The following is a 13,221-nucleotide window of genomic DNA, read 5'->3' as shown; positions in this document are numbered from 1 at the left end:
TATTTACAATAATGTTTGAATACATCTGTCAATCAATAACTCCATGACTGGCGGAGTGACTGCATTTCCCAATTGTTTCACCTTGTCTTTAGAATTTCCACAAATGACATAATCACTTTCAAAAGCCATTGCAGCCTGAATTTCATGTGGTTTTAACATCCGATAGGAACATTCATTTATATCAATATTCCCGGATGGTGCAAGAACTAACCCCGTCCTATCTCTTGTCGTTACAGTGTTGATTGCTTCTGTAATACCTGTCGGACTGGATTTTTTGTAGTAATATGTCAAAAAAGCATTTACAGATTCCGAAGAAACAAGGCCATAGCTATTCACCGTCGTCTGGCATCCGATCGGATTTGTAATCGGTTTTGACTTACTGCTACCGAAATTCTCTGTTATAAAAGGGATACCTAACACATAATGAGCATTACATCCTGGTTGGGTTGGTATGGGTTGATTATAATCCCGTACCCTACAATCCACGCCGCTGGAATACCTCGATGTCACTATGTGAGGCATCATCACAAGGGAATGATGATCTATGGTTGTAATTGATCCAATGGGACTATCGAACCCAACGGGAGAATGTTTGGGTTCAAATCCTCCACCGTAATTCTTCGACATAAAACCCGGGACGAGTAGGCCAGCTCCGTGATGAGTGGTTTGAGTTTCCATGGCCTCATCCATCTTCCGGATATGATTGCGATGACCGGAGGAATTATTGCAGTAAACAATCATCGGCGGGTTTATCAATGCGGCCACTTGTCGGGTGGTCTGAGTGAACATCGCACTGTCTAACGTATGGAACCGGTCAAGAATCGAAGAATGATCCACATGCAACACTAACTGTTGATTACCGTATTTATCAACTCCATGTTCAATTCTCTTCATTGTGTTCGGAGATAACGGTTTTTTCCTGTCTCCTATCCGTTGGCCCTGTATGGACCAGTCAATGCAATTGAACGAAGCATAATAATATGGCTCGACTACACTCCCGCAATGAGGACAACAGTATAAATATTGCTGTTTATATTTCCCGTACTGTTTTCTCGGATTTTTCCACGTCTGTATAGATTCCACGTCTTTATCACACTCCGGGCAATATGCAGATGGACGTATATCCAGATCAGGGGCTTTATTTCCCTTTTTCCAAAAAACAACATACATCCTGTCTCTCGATTGAGGTGTTGGATGAACGTGTTGGGAGTTCAGGTAAACGCATTTATGCAGGTACCCAAGATTCCGCATTGCATGTAACCACGCATCCCACATTACCCAGTTGCGCGCATCTATCACATTTTCCACAATTATTATTTTGTAGTTGTGAACCTCGGCGAAACGTGGCACATCCCACATCGTGGCTCGTGAACGTTCAGCCGAAGGGTCAATGGTTATATTACCGAAAAGCGTATTTGTTTCTTGATATTTTCTTTTTACTCCCTTTGCAAGTGAATGGTTGGTGCATTCAGGTGAAGTAATCAAAATATCCGCACTGGTATATCTGCGGGGGTCAACAGCCGACATATCCGCACAATCATGATCCGTGTCCGGAAAATTTGTAGAGTGTGTTTCAATCGCCAATTTCCAATGGTTCATGGCGAGCGAGACGCCAATGTTCCCACCATACCTATTCGCAGCTCTGCGAACGCCGATAGAGCTTCCTCCTGCGCCACAAAACTGATCATGTACTTTTAATACTGTCCTTAGCATATTTAAATTTTTATACGTTAAAGATGCCGCTCTTTTCCCTTTCATTCAAGCAATAGAGCTATTGATAGTTAAACATTTATACTTTTCAAAATATCTTATAAACTCAGCTTCAGCATCAATAATATATGACTTCAAACCGTTAATCATTAAAATATTCCACTCGTAGCTTAGAGCGTTTTCATCTGCCATTTTCACTTCTTCGCTCAAAGGATACTGAAAACTGAATTTTTTCGATATTACAGTCATCAACCTGTCTTCAATTTCTCTGTATTGTGGCATTTGCATCTTAATAGGCCGTGGCATATCAGTTAAATATGCTTCGCTTGCATCGTGCAGAAGTGCTGCCAGTTTGTCGTTTCTGACAAGTTCAGAGCAATGCATAGAATGATGTGCAACCGAATAAAAATGCTTTAAATGTCCACCGAAACGTGGAGTTTGTGCTAATGCGTGTGCGATATCTTCAATGCAGATCATTTCAGGATCCGGATTGAATACATCGATGTATTTTCCGGTAAATGTCCTGATGCGGTTCGAATATAGATTCTCTTTCATTTTCTCTCTTCCATATTATTTTTATACTTCAATTTCAATCGTTCAATCCTTTCGGCCGTCATATCTTTCGGAACAAGAATAAATGTTCTCACTGCCGTTTCAATCTTAACCGGAATCATATTTTTTGCACGTCTGAGTTGTGCGATAACAAATCTTTCCACACCTTCAATGTTCTCACCAAAATCATCTTTGTGTTTGAATGCTTTTTTTCGTGCCATGGCTCATACTGCAATATCATCAAATAATGTGGGTGCTTCAATATCCATTTCAGCCTTCCGAAGGTAGAATATACCGTCTCTGAAACTTTCAGGATTTAATTCGGTAGCTACACCTTTTCTGCCTTTCAATATAGATCTGTATGGCACTGTCATCAGACCTCCGAACGGATCGAAAACCACATCTCCTTTATTCGAATAACGATCAATACATCTATCTACTATATCAAATTGAAGTGGACAAATATGCATGTTTAGTTTCTTTTGCGATTGTGAACTGTTCAGTGTTAGCATCCGGTTAACATCATCCCAAACAAACATTGTCCGGGCCGGAACATCGAGCGTTTGAAACGTTGCCGGCAGCTTGCCCAAATCATCCATTTCGTTAGCTATTTCAACGTGTTTATTGTAGTCGTACATCATTGATTTCATCTCTTCTTTGAAATAGATATTTATCTTATCCACCGCCGACCGCCTTATCTCTTCCCGTGTTAATAAACGATTTCCAGATGAGTTCCATTTCGCCCGCGCGTCAATTTGCCAACGTCCTCGAGTGTACTCGTCTTTCGATTTTACAACCGGATTATCGGCGTACGCTCTTGTTGTGTCGGTCGGCAGTTTCCGAAACAGCAAGATGTATTCGGGACACCCCACCCCCATCTTTGTGCCGTCCTTCCCGTTCTCTGTCCAGCCGAGCCGGTAGGTTTGGTTATTCTCCCGCACCACGTCCGTTTCGATGGTTATTCTGCCCATGTACCGAAATCCGTGCTTGATGAAGTGGAATACAGTCATGTCGCTGAACGGGTCGAGGGTTGGCATACCGTCGCCTGTTGCATTGCCAAACAAAATGCGGTCTTTCACGTGAATACAAGCTACACGTCCGGGCATCAAAATCCGATGCAGTTGCGGTGTAAGGTAGTCCATTTGAGCAAAGAAATGCTCGTTATCGTCCGTGTGTCCGAAGTCGTTGTAGGTGGGGGTGTATTCGTAATGATTGGAAAACGGAATAGAGGTTACAATCAACCCTACAGAATTGTCCTGCATGGTTTGCGTTTCAAGCACACAATCATTCTGAATTGCATGATAATGTTTCCCTTTCTCTTCCTTGCGCTCAATTCCGAGTGTACGTAGCAGTTTTTGCTCTACATTGGTAGAAGATAATCCGTTTTCTTTTATAATTTCGGTCATTTTCTGTACTAAATAGTTATGTTGTTCCCATTTTTTTAATAAAACTTTCAATATTTCAGCCTCACTTTCGGCGTAAATTATATGAATTTCAACTTGATGTTGTTGCTGAAATCTGTAAATACGGTGAATTGCCTGTATAAAGTCGTTAAACTCATACCCGATTCCCAAAAAGATAGCTTTGTGACAATGATATTGGAAATTGCAACCTTGACCGCTAATCGTTGGTTTTGTGGCTAAGTACTGTATTTTACCGTCCGAAAAATCGATGATGGTTTGTTCCCTTTTATCCAAATCCTGTGAACCGTAAACCTGGGCAATATTATCATAACCTTTCAGCGTTTTCATTATCTCGTGCCGTTCATTTTCCAAATCGTGCCAGATGATATAATGACTGTCAGGATCGGCATCTACCATCTCTTTCATTTTGTCTATTCTTGCGGGCAGGCTGGCCCTTTTTTCTCGAGCAGCATCTTTTAATCCGAGTGCAGCCTCTCGAAACATTTTAACCTGTCCGTCCCGGTCTACTCCTGCAGTAGAGTTATCCACAGAAACGCAATGATAGTGGATATCCATTTCCGGCAAATCGTATCCGTCATCCGAGTATCCCAAATCGCTCGGCTTTGTGATAAACAACGCCCACGTACTCATCCACAGCCAGAACTCTTTTTCTTTGTGCGGATGGATTTTCAGGTTGTTTGCCTTGGTGCTGTCCCGTTTGAAAAACCGTGTCAAAGCCTGTCCTGTATCCATCACTTCGAGATAACCTGCATAGTGAATCAATTCCTTGTACTTGTTTGGCGATGGTGTGGCGGTGCAAACAAACTTAAACTGAATGCCTTTGAATTTGTCGAGAAAAGTCTGATACGTTTTACTGCCGTACGACCGTAATACACTCGCTTCGTCCAAACTGGTAACGGTGAATTGTTTCGGATCAAGTCCGCAATCTCTCACACGTTCGTAATTGGTAATGCAAATAGAACCTTCCGGCAAAGCATCCACATCCTCGTTGCTTTTTACATAGTGTATCTGCATTCCCAGCTTATTTTCAGCATCTTTCTTAAATTCCTGACGAACTCCAAGCGGTGCAACAATCAACGCCTTACCGCCAACTTCTTTTATGATAGTTTGGCAAATGATAAGTTGTTGAATGGTTTTTCCCAATCCAAAGCTCTCAAACAACGCTCTTCTACCTCCACGTAATGCCCAATTGATTGCATCTCGCTGATGTGGCAATAGCTGTGTACCGTCTTTGAAATCCACAATCGGAATTTCTACCTGTAATCCGGTTTCCGGTGCAACGTAAATTTTTGATTTTAAAAAATTGATATAATTCATCTGTTTAATTGATTTTAAACCGGCGCCGATTGGTTTTGAAAACAATTGTTTTTGTGGGTGTAGTGGAATCGAACCACTCAATAGATTGCTACCAGTTAATCCCTGCCAACGTCTACATTTAAGTAGATTATTCAGGCTATCGTGCCATTGAAAAACCTTTACACCCAAGTTACCGCTACTTTCACAAGCGGCGTTTTCCGCTTTTTACAAGAGAAGACATTTTAATTTTCGGGAAAAGAGAAAGCATCTGCTTGCCAAGATGTTCCCAATTCCCTGCACCGAACGCTTTCGGTGTTAATCAATTACTTTTACAGAATCTTCTAAAATGTACATGAAGGGCTCTTTCCCACTATGATAGCATCTTGGCATATCCGTAGTAATTCCATATGAGTAGGTATCTTTTTCTGATGTACCGGCTGCTTTTATTACGGATATATGACCTTCAATCATGTTATCAAATTCAAATACAGATTCTTTGGCGTCGTATTTGGATTTTACTTTTACTGCTACTTTTTGACCAATTTTGTATTTTGGTTGATTCCCTAATCTGTAATTCATATCGATTGTCTTTAAAATGGTAAATCATCCACATATTCAGCATCCTGAATATCCATTTCACCTTCTGCCTTCATTGGTTTTGGAATGATAGGACGTAGGCCGCCAACTATCGGTATGGCGTTTCTCTCTTCTTCAGTCAAAGCATCGTAAACCTCACGTTCAACACTCATTTTCACAAAGTGCGAATCACTGTATTTTTGTTCGCGATACTCAATGGCCGTGAGATTGAGATATACTCCTTTCTCACCCACGTATAAGCCTGAATCTTCAACCGGAATAACCAAACACTCTTTTACCTCTCGCTTTCCTTTCAGCTTCAACAGGGACGCTCCGGGAACTCTCATCAGATTTATTTTTATGCTTAAATTGCTCATTTTTGATGTTCTTTTTGATGGCAAACCTCACAGAGAAGCTCCAGGCATTCCAAATGCTCTTTTTCGCTGCCTACAATGCTTTTGCCGTTTTTGTAATATGTTTTGTGATGCACTTCGAGGTTGTGGCGTTGTCCGCATCGGGTACAAGCGAAGTTGTCCCGCAAACGGACAAGCCTTTTAACCTCGTTCCAATAGCTGCTATCCCTCAACATCGCCCGGTATTTCGTCGGTCGCCCCAGTTTGTGTTTCAGTCTCGTCATTTTCATAAGGATTCTCGCCAATGGCGTATTCTTCGCGTTCTGCACGTTCAATCGAAATAACAGTGCCCGTATCTTCATCGAGATGCTCTTCAACCCAATGCCGCAAAACCTTTTCTTTACCGTCATTTTCCCATATCTCCACGTATTCGCTCTCTCCCAATTCCACAACACGGTAATTCTCTCTATTTTCCAAGATAAAATCGGGAATTTCGTAACCCATAGCCTCCAAAGTTTCTTTATTCTTTTCGCCGGTATTGAAAAGGTCGTACCGTTCGTTTTCCGGTATCTTTTTCACGGCAATCAGCTGAAATATGGAGCCGGTATAAGAGTAGTACAGATAATGCCCTGCAACCGGAATTTTGAACGTGTTTTCGTTATCGGGTTCATATACGGCCGTTCCATCCTTGGCAACCGATACCAAGTCTTTAAATTGAGTGTCAAGCGCCGTCAACTCTGCTGTCAATCGCTCTTTTTTAGCCTTGTAGTTGGCTGTAATCAACTCCAGTTCTTCACGCAGTTCAGGCATTTGTTGTTCGGCAATATCGCCATATTCAGCTCTGATCTCGTTAATCTCCTCATCTGTCATGAGTCGGTTTGCCTTCACTCCACGCTCCTGCATGGCGATAAAATCGGCGGTGATTTTATCCTTAATCTGCAAGGGGGTTAAACCTTCAAAAATTACAACCGGAAATTGGTTGTTTTCCGGCAATTGGAATTGCAATTGCTCTTCGGGAATGTGCTTGTCTTTTTCCATTTTATCTGTTTTTTAATAAGTGAATTTCTCTTTGTGCTTCTATCAGAGCTTTAATTAAAGGTTTGTTTTTCCGCTGTTCGGCTTCAAACATGTATTTGTAATATTCGGCATCTCGTTTCAATCTTTCCTTTTCGGCTTGCTCCTTCGTGGCAAACCGACCGTTTCGGTCCCGGATATAAATCCTTTTAATCCGTTCTCGCGGTACATCAAAAAGGGAAAGTTGAACATCCATAATTATGCATTATGAATCAATCATCTACATCCACCGGATGCAGCTCTTTTTCGCTCCATTCCGGCAATTTCATGTCAATAATTCCATGTGAACCGCTTTCGGCTAAAGAATCAAAGCCGGGAAACCATCCATTGTCCATGCACTCTTTCACGGTCATAATAGCATGCTCATACTTGTATTTTCCAAGCTGTATATCATCCGGAGACCACCATAAAACAGCCACGTCGTAAGGAGGTACGGTTTGCAACATGATCATAATCGTGCAGTTGAAATTACGTCCGGTTATGTCTGTCATAACTTTCTGATACATCCCTTCCGTAACCTCATATTTCAATTTTGCGGCGTCGTAAATGAATTTGCCAATGTTGTCGGCTCTTGTTGTTTTGAAGCTTATAATGGCATTTACTCCAATGTTTTCCTCAATGTTGAAGTAGTCTGGCCGCACCTTTACTTCCAGCCCCGTACTCTCATCCATGCCGTAAAAAGACACTTCCGCCATGGCGCCTTTCAGGATTTTCGGAATGATGCCGCCGCCGTACCAGTAGTAATTTTTTTTCAGAGCATTTATTATTTCGTTATGTTCGGGCCTGATGACTTGAAATTTACATTGCGATTTTTCATAATCCAGTATATCTTTCAAATCGGTCATTTTCCAGTTCTCGTCGCACGTGTTTCTCGAGCCGTTTAAACTTTCGTAGAAACGCAACATCTCCAACACACCTGCTTTTGTTGCTAAGTTTGCGGTTGGAGCAACAGCTACTTTGTCAAACAATTCAGGTTCCAGGAACGCCATGTGTGCGAATGTTCCCAATTCGAAGCATTCTTTTTCCTTTGGCGTAAATTCATTTTCTAAATCATAGAAAAAATGACGCGGCGTTTTTAAAACCTCTTTCAATGAACCGCTACCTATTTGATGCGCCGATAAATACTCTTCCATGCTGTCTTTTACTACATTTCCGTTCATGGCCAGCTCATCGAGAAAGATATCCACTGCAGGTTCTTCGTGATGTTGCTCAATAAAGTCAATCATCACCTGCTTTTCGGGATAATCTCCGGGAGAGTAGGCAAAGGGATTTAGTTCTTTGCCTACCTCCATGCTACTCAAATCCTGCATCATGCTATTTTAATGATTAGCGGTTTAATGCTCCAACTGTCGGAACTGAAGTTGTTGCTTTTATTTTTGCGCTTCCCCATGTACGTTATCTGCAACGGTGTTCCGTGTCCGATAACACCTTGCAACATATACGACTCCAACACACCTACCAATCGGCGGCTGCCGTTTGTAATGGTTTGCACCGTTCCGTCCGGCCTTTGTTCCAGGAATACGGCACAATCCAAATCGATAATTTCACCGGTTCCCGAGCTACTCAATACCTTTTGCGGTTTAATCTCCACAAAATACAAGCGTTTCACCTCGCCCTCTTTTTCCGGTGTCCAATAGTTGCCGCAAAGGTCGATTGGCATTTCATTTGCATTCTGCAAATCGGGCAATTTACCGTTCAAATCAATTTTTTGCGTTTCAAACACGTTGTTGTCTGTACTCGCAATCTCTGTTGTTCGTGGCCTGATTACAGCCATGTCGGTTTTTCCTGTTTCCATTGTTTGTTGGTTATAATTTATCCGAGTTCAATCGAATGTAAGTAACGGTATCTTTTATTATCGGCTCAATATGGGCCATTATCTTCACGGCATCTTCGGCTTTCAATTCCGGCGCATTGTAAAGGAGCTTTTCCAACTCTGTCGCAAACACAAGAAGTTTTTCTTTATCCGGTGCGTTTTTAGCACGTCTTTCGGCCTCTTCTTTTGCCCTTTTTTCAGCAGCAGACTTTCGTTCGGCTTCCAGTCTTTCGGCTTCAATACGGGCCTGTTCCGCTCTCCGTTCGGCCTCTAATTTAGCTTGCTTTTCACGCTCTATCAGCAATAAACGCTCATGTTCTTCACGTTCTTTCCGTGCCTTTTCCTCTATGGCTTTACGTTCAGCTTCTGCTTTGGCACGTTCTTCGGCAAGCTGGCGTTCACGTTCTTCGGCTTCTTTTTGGAGCCGTTCTTTTTCGGCTCTCAGTTTTTCCCGATATGCCTTGTTGGATTCTGCTGTGGCTAAAAATTCATCCTTGTAGTTTTTGAATTTCTTATCATCACAATCGAGAATTTCCTTAAAGTCAACCACATTCGAGAAGTCGGGATTTTCTTCATTGGTTAAAGTGAAAGTGTTGTCTGGGTTACTTTTCACGCCATCTATGTTAAGCAGCTCAATCTCTCTTTCTTTCCGTTGTTTTACCAATTTTTCAAAAGCAATCCGTTCCTGTTCCGCTTTTCTGTCTGCTTCTTCTTTGGCTTGTTTTTGCAGTTTTGCACCGGATAATACCTTATTGTAATTATCCTCGTCCATGGTCCCTAAATTCAAACCGTAAGTACGAACTCAATATACGGCTCAAGTTCACGAGTGCGGACGTCTTTCAACGCTTCAATCCTTTTTGCCTCCTGTATCTCGGCAAACTTTTCTTTTTCTTCCAAATCCTTTTCTATCGGAGTAATCAAGTTTGTAAGCACTTTGGCAATAGTTGTTTGCCCTTCACGGAGCGACGCTTCTTTCAGTTGTTTTCTCGTTTTCTCAACGGCAATACGTTTGTCTTTCAAAAACAGACGCCCCTCACGTGCGAGTTTCATTTCCGCTTTTTGTTCAACGCTTGTAATTACAAGCTCTTCTGCTTTTCGTTCCCATTCGGCGGCCATTTCGAAGTAGCCGGAAAAGTTGTCTAACAAGATTTGACTTTTTGTTTTGTCAAGTCCGTTTTCATCGATAAGTTTTACTAATTGGTTGTTCATTGTTTATTGGTTTTAAAATCATTATATCTCCTGTTGCACTCCCCGCATATCTTAAATCCCTCATAGTCCCACATTTCACCGGTTGTTTTCTTCCCGCAAAAATCGCAGGTACTTACAATCACCGGGATAATCCTGATCAATCTCGATGCCCGTGTGGTTGTTTTTGGCGTTGTCATATCGATGCTATTAAGATGTACCCAATCCCCCTTAATGCCTGAAAAGCGATGAATAATCCGGCCAAAGCCAGCATCAACCAACATATAACTGTATTAATTTTCTCATCAAACAGTTTGTCTGTAAACCAGTAAAAAAATCGTTTCATACTTTTTCTGTCTTATTGGTTTGTATATTTTTTCTCTTTTTCCGGTATACGTCTTTAGCGTAATACACCACGTCCCCGGCATTGCAAAACCATTTCCCGTTCTGTGCCATTGTAGGCTTTTCCGCTCTTATCTTTCCCTCTGCCACAAGCCTGAATAACCGTGTACGGCCTCCTACAATCTTTGCGGCTTCACGTTGTCCGAAATACATGTTATTCCGGTACATGATGCTACACAGTTGCCGTATGGATACAGGTTCATGCATATTATTTTCCTAATGCCAGGCACATTCTTTGATCGTAATACATGTCTTCATAATATCCGGCTTCAATTTCAGCCAAATCAGCGGCATGTTCTTCCTTGTACGCTACCAACTTTTCGGAATAATGCTCTTTCAGTAGCGTTTTCAACATGCTTTCAATCAATTGAAAGTTCAAGGACATACCGTGTATCTTTCGCCAATCATAGAGATATCTCTTCCAGTAGGAATATCTTAAATCCCTGATTTCACCTTCACCTGAATTCCTGTAGTATATGCTCAGCGAATATCGGCCATCATTTATCTCCAGTTCCGTTTCCAGATGGCTTGCTTCAAAATCGGCGACCGATTCGTATACATGCTCAATCTGTCCGACCAGTTGTGAAATTGCTTGTAATGTCGTCATGATTCAACTTGTAATATAAATTCGGTTTCCTGTCTGTTGCGTCCCGCTCTTCTTACCCTTATCATTCCGTTGTTTGGTTGAAATGCTGATGGAAGGATAATAAGGAGTAGAAAAGTGGCAATGATGTTGGTGTAATAGTACCGGCACAGCTCCGACACCTTTTGCATGTTCAATTTCGCCTTGATATTCTTGATGTGGTTTTTCGCCGTTGTCGGCGATATTAAAAGACGATCGCCGATTTCTTTTGCCGACAGGCAATCACGTGCCGTCAACGTTAAAACCTCCAATTCCCGAACCGTCAAACTTCCCATCACGCCAATTTTTCCGCAATTGCTGCCACTTTACTTTCTATTTCAGCAGCCCGGCGTTGTTTTTCTTTCACGAAGCTCAAACACTCTTCCCAAACACGCATTTGCGCACTGGTTGCACCTTCAAGGGAGTCAAGGTTCAAAGCATTGTTGACGGTTGCTCTTGTTACGCCGGCACGCTCGGCAATAACACCACGCTCACCTTGTTTGAGAATGTCGAATACCAGCTTTTTTTGTTCTTTAAAGTCCATATCATTAAAATTTTATCGAAATGACTATTTTTAATTATTGTAATTCATTATATTTGCCCTTTACTTTGCATCGTGTTCAAATTGTTGTTACATTTAATTCACGCTGCAAATATAAGAATAATTCTGATATAAAAGAGTAAATATAAGAAAATATCTTATATTTAAATTTATTTAACAAGGCATGGGCTGAGGGATTTTATCGAAGAAACGTTGATGCAGATAGTAACTGGTGTAAAAGAAGTTCAGGGAAAGAATTTGCGGCATGGATCCGTAATACGTCACGGAAAGTTTAGGTAATTTCACAACAAGTATTTTTTTAAACACATTGCAAATATAAGAATAATTCTTAGATGACTAAAGATGAGGTAATATCGATAATGGAAATGTTTTTCAAAAAATTTGATACAAATCCAAATAAATTGGCTGTAGATATAAAAGTTTCTCCACAATCTATTTATGATGTTATGAACGAAAAGAAACCAAATGTCGGGATCAGTAAAAGATTAGCAAAAAAAATATCTGATAAATATCCGGTCAATGAAACTTATTTTTTAACTGGTGCTGGCCCGATGCTCAAATCAGAAGTCGAGTCTATATCTGCGCAATCGCAAGCATCAGACCATGTAGACGGCTTTTTCATCAGCAATAAAGTTTTTGAGCAAATCAGCAGGCTCACAGAGACCGTTTTATCTCAGCAACGCACGATTGAAATGCTTGCGGGAAAAAAGACGGATGTCGGTTAATTATTGTGGTAATTGTAAAAATTGCAATTGTAGGAAAAATAAGATAAAACCAATGTTTCCCCAAAAATGAAATCAATATGAGAAAACTTATTTTAATTGTATTCGCGTTTATTCCATTTTTAATAAATGCACAAAAAAAGATTGAGGTGGTTAAGCTATCTAATGGCAAACACATTACCATATTCGACGATTACACGTGGAAAAATAGCACTATAAGTGAAATAGGTGAATACGAAGGAAGTGGCTCAAATAATTCAAATAAAGCTATTCCGTTAAAGTCAACAACAAACACTTCGAAAACATCAATATCAAAGGTGCCATCTCAAACAACGTCTTCATCTTATTCGAGTACTTGCGGAGCGAGAACTAAAAGCGGAGGATATTGTAAACGAGTGGTTAAAGGAGGGGGTAGATGCTGGCAGCACAGATAATGTAACATGAAACTCTATCAAAAGATATTGCATAACACTAACGACACAGTTGGGATGAGTGCCGATGCATTATCGGCACTTTCCGGCATATCCATTGATGAATTGAGAAGCATCCGCGATGGTGCAGATATTACGCTGTCTCAGCTCGAAAAACTGTCTTTAGAGCTTGATATACCTGTTTCAGACCTTATCAGTGAAGCAGATTTACCAACAGGGCACATCAACATCGAAGGTCCCATTACGATAAATATTTTCCCTGAAAAGAAAAAACATCTCTACTCGATGCGGGATGTTCTAAGTAAACAAGTTAAACCTAAATATCCGAAGAAATGAAAACAAACATTTCGATCAATATTTACAACAGATAAATGATAATATGGGCCTATTGATTATATCCCTAAAAAAGGTATGGAGGTTTCAAACATAAACAATGATCATAATTAGTAAAAGATGGGAAAAATCAAGCAAATCATTGAGGGGGAAGATATGTTGATTC

At 41.0% G+C, this 13,221-nt stretch carries 21 protein-coding genes; 3 read left to right on the top strand and 18 right to left on the bottom strand.

What is annotated here, in order from left to right; translation table 11 throughout:
- Nucleotides 1-3: 3 nt before the first annotated feature.
- The 18 genes from D7D25_RS02945 to D7D25_RS18435 all read right to left on the bottom strand — a co-directional run bounded on the left by D7D25_RS02945 (nucleotide 4) and on the right by D7D25_RS18435 (nucleotide 11,854).
- Complete coding sequence (locus tag D7D25_RS02945; RefSeq protein ID WP_122967600.1) at nucleotides 4-1,713, bottom strand: DNA cytosine methyltransferase; 1,710 nt, start codon at nucleotides 1,711-1,713, stop codon at nucleotides 4-6.
- Between the two features lie 45 nt (nucleotides 1,714-1,758).
- On the bottom strand, nucleotides 1,759-2,265 hold the full coding sequence (locus tag D7D25_RS02940; RefSeq protein ID WP_122967471.1) for a hypothetical protein: 507 nt from the start codon (nucleotides 2,263-2,265) through the stop codon (nucleotides 1,759-1,761).
- 221 nt (nucleotides 2,266-2,486) lie between these two features.
- Nucleotides 2,487-5,003 carry a DNA methyltransferase gene (locus D7D25_RS02930; RefSeq protein ID WP_122967469.1) on the bottom strand — a complete coding sequence of 839 codons (2,517 nt, stop codon included), beginning with the start codon at nucleotides 5,001-5,003 and terminating at the stop codon, nucleotides 2,487-2,489.
- A gap of 294 nt (nucleotides 5,004-5,297) precedes the next feature.
- Entirely contained in the window at nucleotides 5,298-5,561 is a 264-nt protein-coding gene (locus D7D25_RS02925; protein WP_122967468.1) for a hypothetical protein, read from the bottom strand.
- Nucleotides 5,562-5,572: 11 nt separating this feature from the next.
- Nucleotides 5,573-5,905 (bottom strand): hypothetical protein, encoded by a 333-nt coding sequence (locus tag D7D25_RS02920; protein WP_148038831.1) that lies wholly within the window; start codon nucleotides 5,903-5,905, stop codon nucleotides 5,573-5,575.
- A gap of 26 nt (nucleotides 5,906-5,931) precedes the next feature.
- Nucleotides 5,932-6,147, bottom strand: coding sequence for an HNH endonuclease (locus D7D25_RS18745; protein WP_370453818.1), 216 nt, complete (start codon nucleotides 6,145-6,147; stop codon nucleotides 5,932-5,934).
- Complete coding sequence (locus D7D25_RS02910) at nucleotides 6,134-6,949, bottom strand: hypothetical protein (protein ID WP_122967465.1); 816 nt, start codon at nucleotides 6,947-6,949, stop codon at nucleotides 6,134-6,136. Before D7D25_RS02910 ends, D7D25_RS18745 begins: the two co-directional genes overlap by 14 nt.
- 1 nt (nucleotide 6,950) lies before the next feature.
- Nucleotides 6,951-7,181: a hypothetical protein gene (locus tag D7D25_RS02905; protein ID WP_122967464.1), complete on the bottom strand. Its 231-nt coding sequence runs from the start codon at nucleotides 7,179-7,181 to the stop codon at nucleotides 6,951-6,953.
- A gap of 16 nt (nucleotides 7,182-7,197) precedes the next feature.
- On the bottom strand, nucleotides 7,198-8,298 hold the full coding sequence (locus D7D25_RS02900) for a PD-(D/E)XK nuclease-like domain-containing protein (RefSeq protein WP_122967463.1): 1,101 nt from the start codon (nucleotides 8,296-8,298) through the stop codon (nucleotides 7,198-7,200).
- Nucleotides 8,295-8,780 carry a hypothetical protein gene (locus D7D25_RS02895; protein WP_122967462.1) on the bottom strand — a complete coding sequence of 162 codons (486 nt, stop codon included), beginning with the start codon at nucleotides 8,778-8,780 and terminating at the stop codon, nucleotides 8,295-8,297. The genes D7D25_RS02900 and D7D25_RS02895 overlap by 4 nt, the downstream gene beginning before the upstream one ends.
- Nucleotides 8,781-8,790: 10 nt before the next feature.
- Nucleotides 8,791-9,570: a cell envelope integrity protein TolA gene (locus tag D7D25_RS02890; protein WP_148038830.1), complete on the bottom strand. Its 780-nt coding sequence runs from the start codon at nucleotides 9,568-9,570 to the stop codon at nucleotides 8,791-8,793.
- 11 nt (nucleotides 9,571-9,581) lie between these two features.
- Complete coding sequence (locus D7D25_RS02885; RefSeq protein WP_122967460.1) at nucleotides 9,582-10,007, bottom strand: hypothetical protein; 426 nt, start codon at nucleotides 10,005-10,007, stop codon at nucleotides 9,582-9,584.
- A complete protein-coding gene (locus D7D25_RS02880) occupies nucleotides 10,004-10,267 on the bottom strand; it encodes a hypothetical protein (protein WP_221407948.1) in 264 nt (87 codons plus the stop codon). The genes D7D25_RS02885 and D7D25_RS02880 overlap by 4 nt, the downstream gene beginning before the upstream one ends.
- Nucleotides 10,268-10,325: 58 nt before the next feature.
- Nucleotides 10,326-10,592: a hypothetical protein gene (locus D7D25_RS02875; protein WP_255417157.1), complete on the bottom strand. Its 267-nt coding sequence runs from the start codon at nucleotides 10,590-10,592 to the stop codon at nucleotides 10,326-10,328.
- Between the two features lies 1 nt (nucleotide 10,593).
- Nucleotides 10,594-10,992 carry a hypothetical protein gene (locus D7D25_RS02870; protein WP_122967458.1) on the bottom strand — a complete coding sequence of 133 codons (399 nt, stop codon included), beginning with the start codon at nucleotides 10,990-10,992 and terminating at the stop codon, nucleotides 10,594-10,596.
- Nucleotides 10,989-11,303: a response regulator transcription factor gene (locus D7D25_RS02865; protein ID WP_122967457.1), complete on the bottom strand. Its 315-nt coding sequence runs from the start codon at nucleotides 11,301-11,303 to the stop codon at nucleotides 10,989-10,991. The genes D7D25_RS02870 and D7D25_RS02865 overlap by 4 nt, the downstream gene beginning before the upstream one ends.
- A complete protein-coding gene (locus D7D25_RS02860) occupies nucleotides 11,303-11,551 on the bottom strand; it encodes a hypothetical protein (RefSeq protein WP_122967456.1) in 249 nt (82 codons plus the stop codon). The genes D7D25_RS02865 and D7D25_RS02860 overlap by 1 nt, the downstream gene beginning before the upstream one ends.
- Before the next feature lie 171 nt (nucleotides 11,552-11,722).
- Nucleotides 11,723-11,854 carry a hypothetical protein gene (locus tag D7D25_RS18435; RefSeq protein ID WP_255417156.1) on the bottom strand — a complete coding sequence of 44 codons (132 nt, stop codon included), beginning with the start codon at nucleotides 11,852-11,854 and terminating at the stop codon, nucleotides 11,723-11,725.
- Nucleotides 11,855-11,901: 47 nt separating this feature from the next.
- Between D7D25_RS18435 and D7D25_RS02855 the strand changes: the two genes are divergently transcribed.
- The 3 genes from D7D25_RS02855 to D7D25_RS02845 all read left to right on the top strand — a co-directional run bounded on the left by D7D25_RS02855 (nucleotide 11,902) and on the right by D7D25_RS02845 (nucleotide 13,058).
- The gene (locus tag D7D25_RS02855) at nucleotides 11,902-12,294 is read left to right on the top strand and encodes a hypothetical protein (RefSeq protein ID WP_122967455.1); all 393 of its coding nucleotides are present in this window, start codon (nucleotides 11,902-11,904) and stop codon (nucleotides 12,292-12,294) included.
- 77 nt (nucleotides 12,295-12,371) lie between these two features.
- Entirely contained in the window at nucleotides 12,372-12,725 is a 354-nt protein-coding gene (locus tag D7D25_RS02850; protein ID WP_122967454.1) for a DUF3157 family protein, read from the top strand.
- Nucleotides 12,726-12,731: 6 nt separating this feature from the next.
- The gene (locus D7D25_RS02845) at nucleotides 12,732-13,058 is read left to right on the top strand and encodes a hypothetical protein (RefSeq protein WP_148038829.1); all 327 of its coding nucleotides are present in this window, start codon (nucleotides 12,732-12,734) and stop codon (nucleotides 13,056-13,058) included.
- Nucleotides 13,059-13,221 lie beyond the last annotated feature (163 nt).

Origin of the sequence: Proteiniphilum sp. X52 (assembly GCF_003712195.1) — a bacterium.
Taxonomy (GTDB): Bacteria; Bacteroidota; Bacteroidia; order Bacteroidales; family Dysgonomonadaceae; genus Proteiniphilum.
The sequence above is the reverse complement of the archived record's forward strand: the minus strand, read 5'-3'. Positions and strand labels throughout refer to the sequence as shown.

What these genes read in the sequence shown, in the direction of transcription:
- D7D25_RS02945 (WP_122967600.1), bottom strand. Translation starts at nt 1,713, where the DNA reads ATGCTAAGGACAGTATTAAAAGTACATGATCAGTTTTGTGGCGCAGGA.
- D7D25_RS02940 (WP_122967471.1), bottom strand. Translation starts at nt 2,265, where the DNA reads ATGAAAGAGAATCTATATTCGAACCGCATCAGGACATTTACCGGAAAA.
- D7D25_RS02930 (WP_122967469.1), bottom strand. Translation starts at nt 5,003, where the DNA reads ATGAATTATATCAATTTTTTAAAATCAAAAATTTACGTTGCACCGGAA.
- D7D25_RS02925 (WP_122967468.1), bottom strand. Translation starts at nt 5,561, where the DNA reads ATGAATTACAGATTAGGGAATCAACCAAAATACAAAATTGGTCAAAAA.
- D7D25_RS02920 (WP_148038831.1), bottom strand. Translation starts at nt 5,905, where the DNA reads ATGAGAGTTCCCGGAGCGTCCCTGTTGAAGCTGAAAGGAAAGCGAGAG.
- D7D25_RS18745 (WP_370453818.1), bottom strand. Translation starts at nt 6,147, where the DNA reads ATGTTGAGGGATAGCAGCTATTGGAACGAGGTTAAAAGGCTTGTCCGT.
- D7D25_RS02910 (WP_122967465.1), bottom strand. Translation starts at nt 6,949, where the DNA reads ATGGAAAAAGACAAGCACATTCCCGAAGAGCAATTGCAATTCCAATTG.
- D7D25_RS02905 (WP_122967464.1), bottom strand. Translation starts at nt 7,181, where the DNA reads ATGGATGTTCAACTTTCCCTTTTTGATGTACCGCGAGAACGGATTAAA.
- D7D25_RS02900 (WP_122967463.1), bottom strand. Translation starts at nt 8,298, where the DNA reads ATGATGCAGGATTTGAGTAGCATGGAGGTAGGCAAAGAACTAAATCCC.
- D7D25_RS02895 (WP_122967462.1), bottom strand. Translation starts at nt 8,780, where the DNA reads ATGGAAACAGGAAAAACCGACATGGCTGTAATCAGGCCACGAACAACA.
- D7D25_RS02890 (WP_148038830.1), bottom strand. Translation starts at nt 9,570, where the DNA reads ATGGACGAGGATAATTACAATAAGGTATTATCCGGTGCAAAACTGCAA.
- D7D25_RS02885 (WP_122967460.1), bottom strand. Translation starts at nt 10,007, where the DNA reads ATGAACAACCAATTAGTAAAACTTATCGATGAAAACGGACTTGACAAA.
- D7D25_RS02880 (WP_221407948.1), bottom strand. Translation starts at nt 10,267, where the DNA reads ATGTTGGTTGATGCTGGCTTTGGCCGGATTATTCATCGCTTTTCAGGC.
- D7D25_RS02875 (WP_255417157.1), bottom strand. Translation starts at nt 10,592, where the DNA reads ATGCATGAACCTGTATCCATACGGCAACTGTGTAGCATCATGTACCGG.
- D7D25_RS02870 (WP_122967458.1), bottom strand. Translation starts at nt 10,992, where the DNA reads ATGACGACATTACAAGCAATTTCACAACTGGTCGGACAGATTGAGCAT.
- D7D25_RS02865 (WP_122967457.1), bottom strand. Translation starts at nt 11,303, where the DNA reads ATGGGAAGTTTGACGGTTCGGGAATTGGAGGTTTTAACGTTGACGGCA.
- D7D25_RS02860 (WP_122967456.1), bottom strand. Translation starts at nt 11,551, where the DNA reads ATGGACTTTAAAGAACAAAAAAAGCTGGTATTCGACATTCTCAAACAA.
- D7D25_RS02855 (WP_122967455.1), top strand. Translation starts at nt 11,902, where the DNA reads ATGACTAAAGATGAGGTAATATCGATAATGGAAATGTTTTTCAAAAAA.
- D7D25_RS02850 (WP_122967454.1), top strand. Translation starts at nt 12,372, where the DNA reads ATGAGAAAACTTATTTTAATTGTATTCGCGTTTATTCCATTTTTAATA.
- D7D25_RS02845 (WP_148038829.1), top strand. Translation starts at nt 12,732, where the DNA reads ATGAAACTCTATCAAAAGATATTGCATAACACTAACGACACAGTTGGG.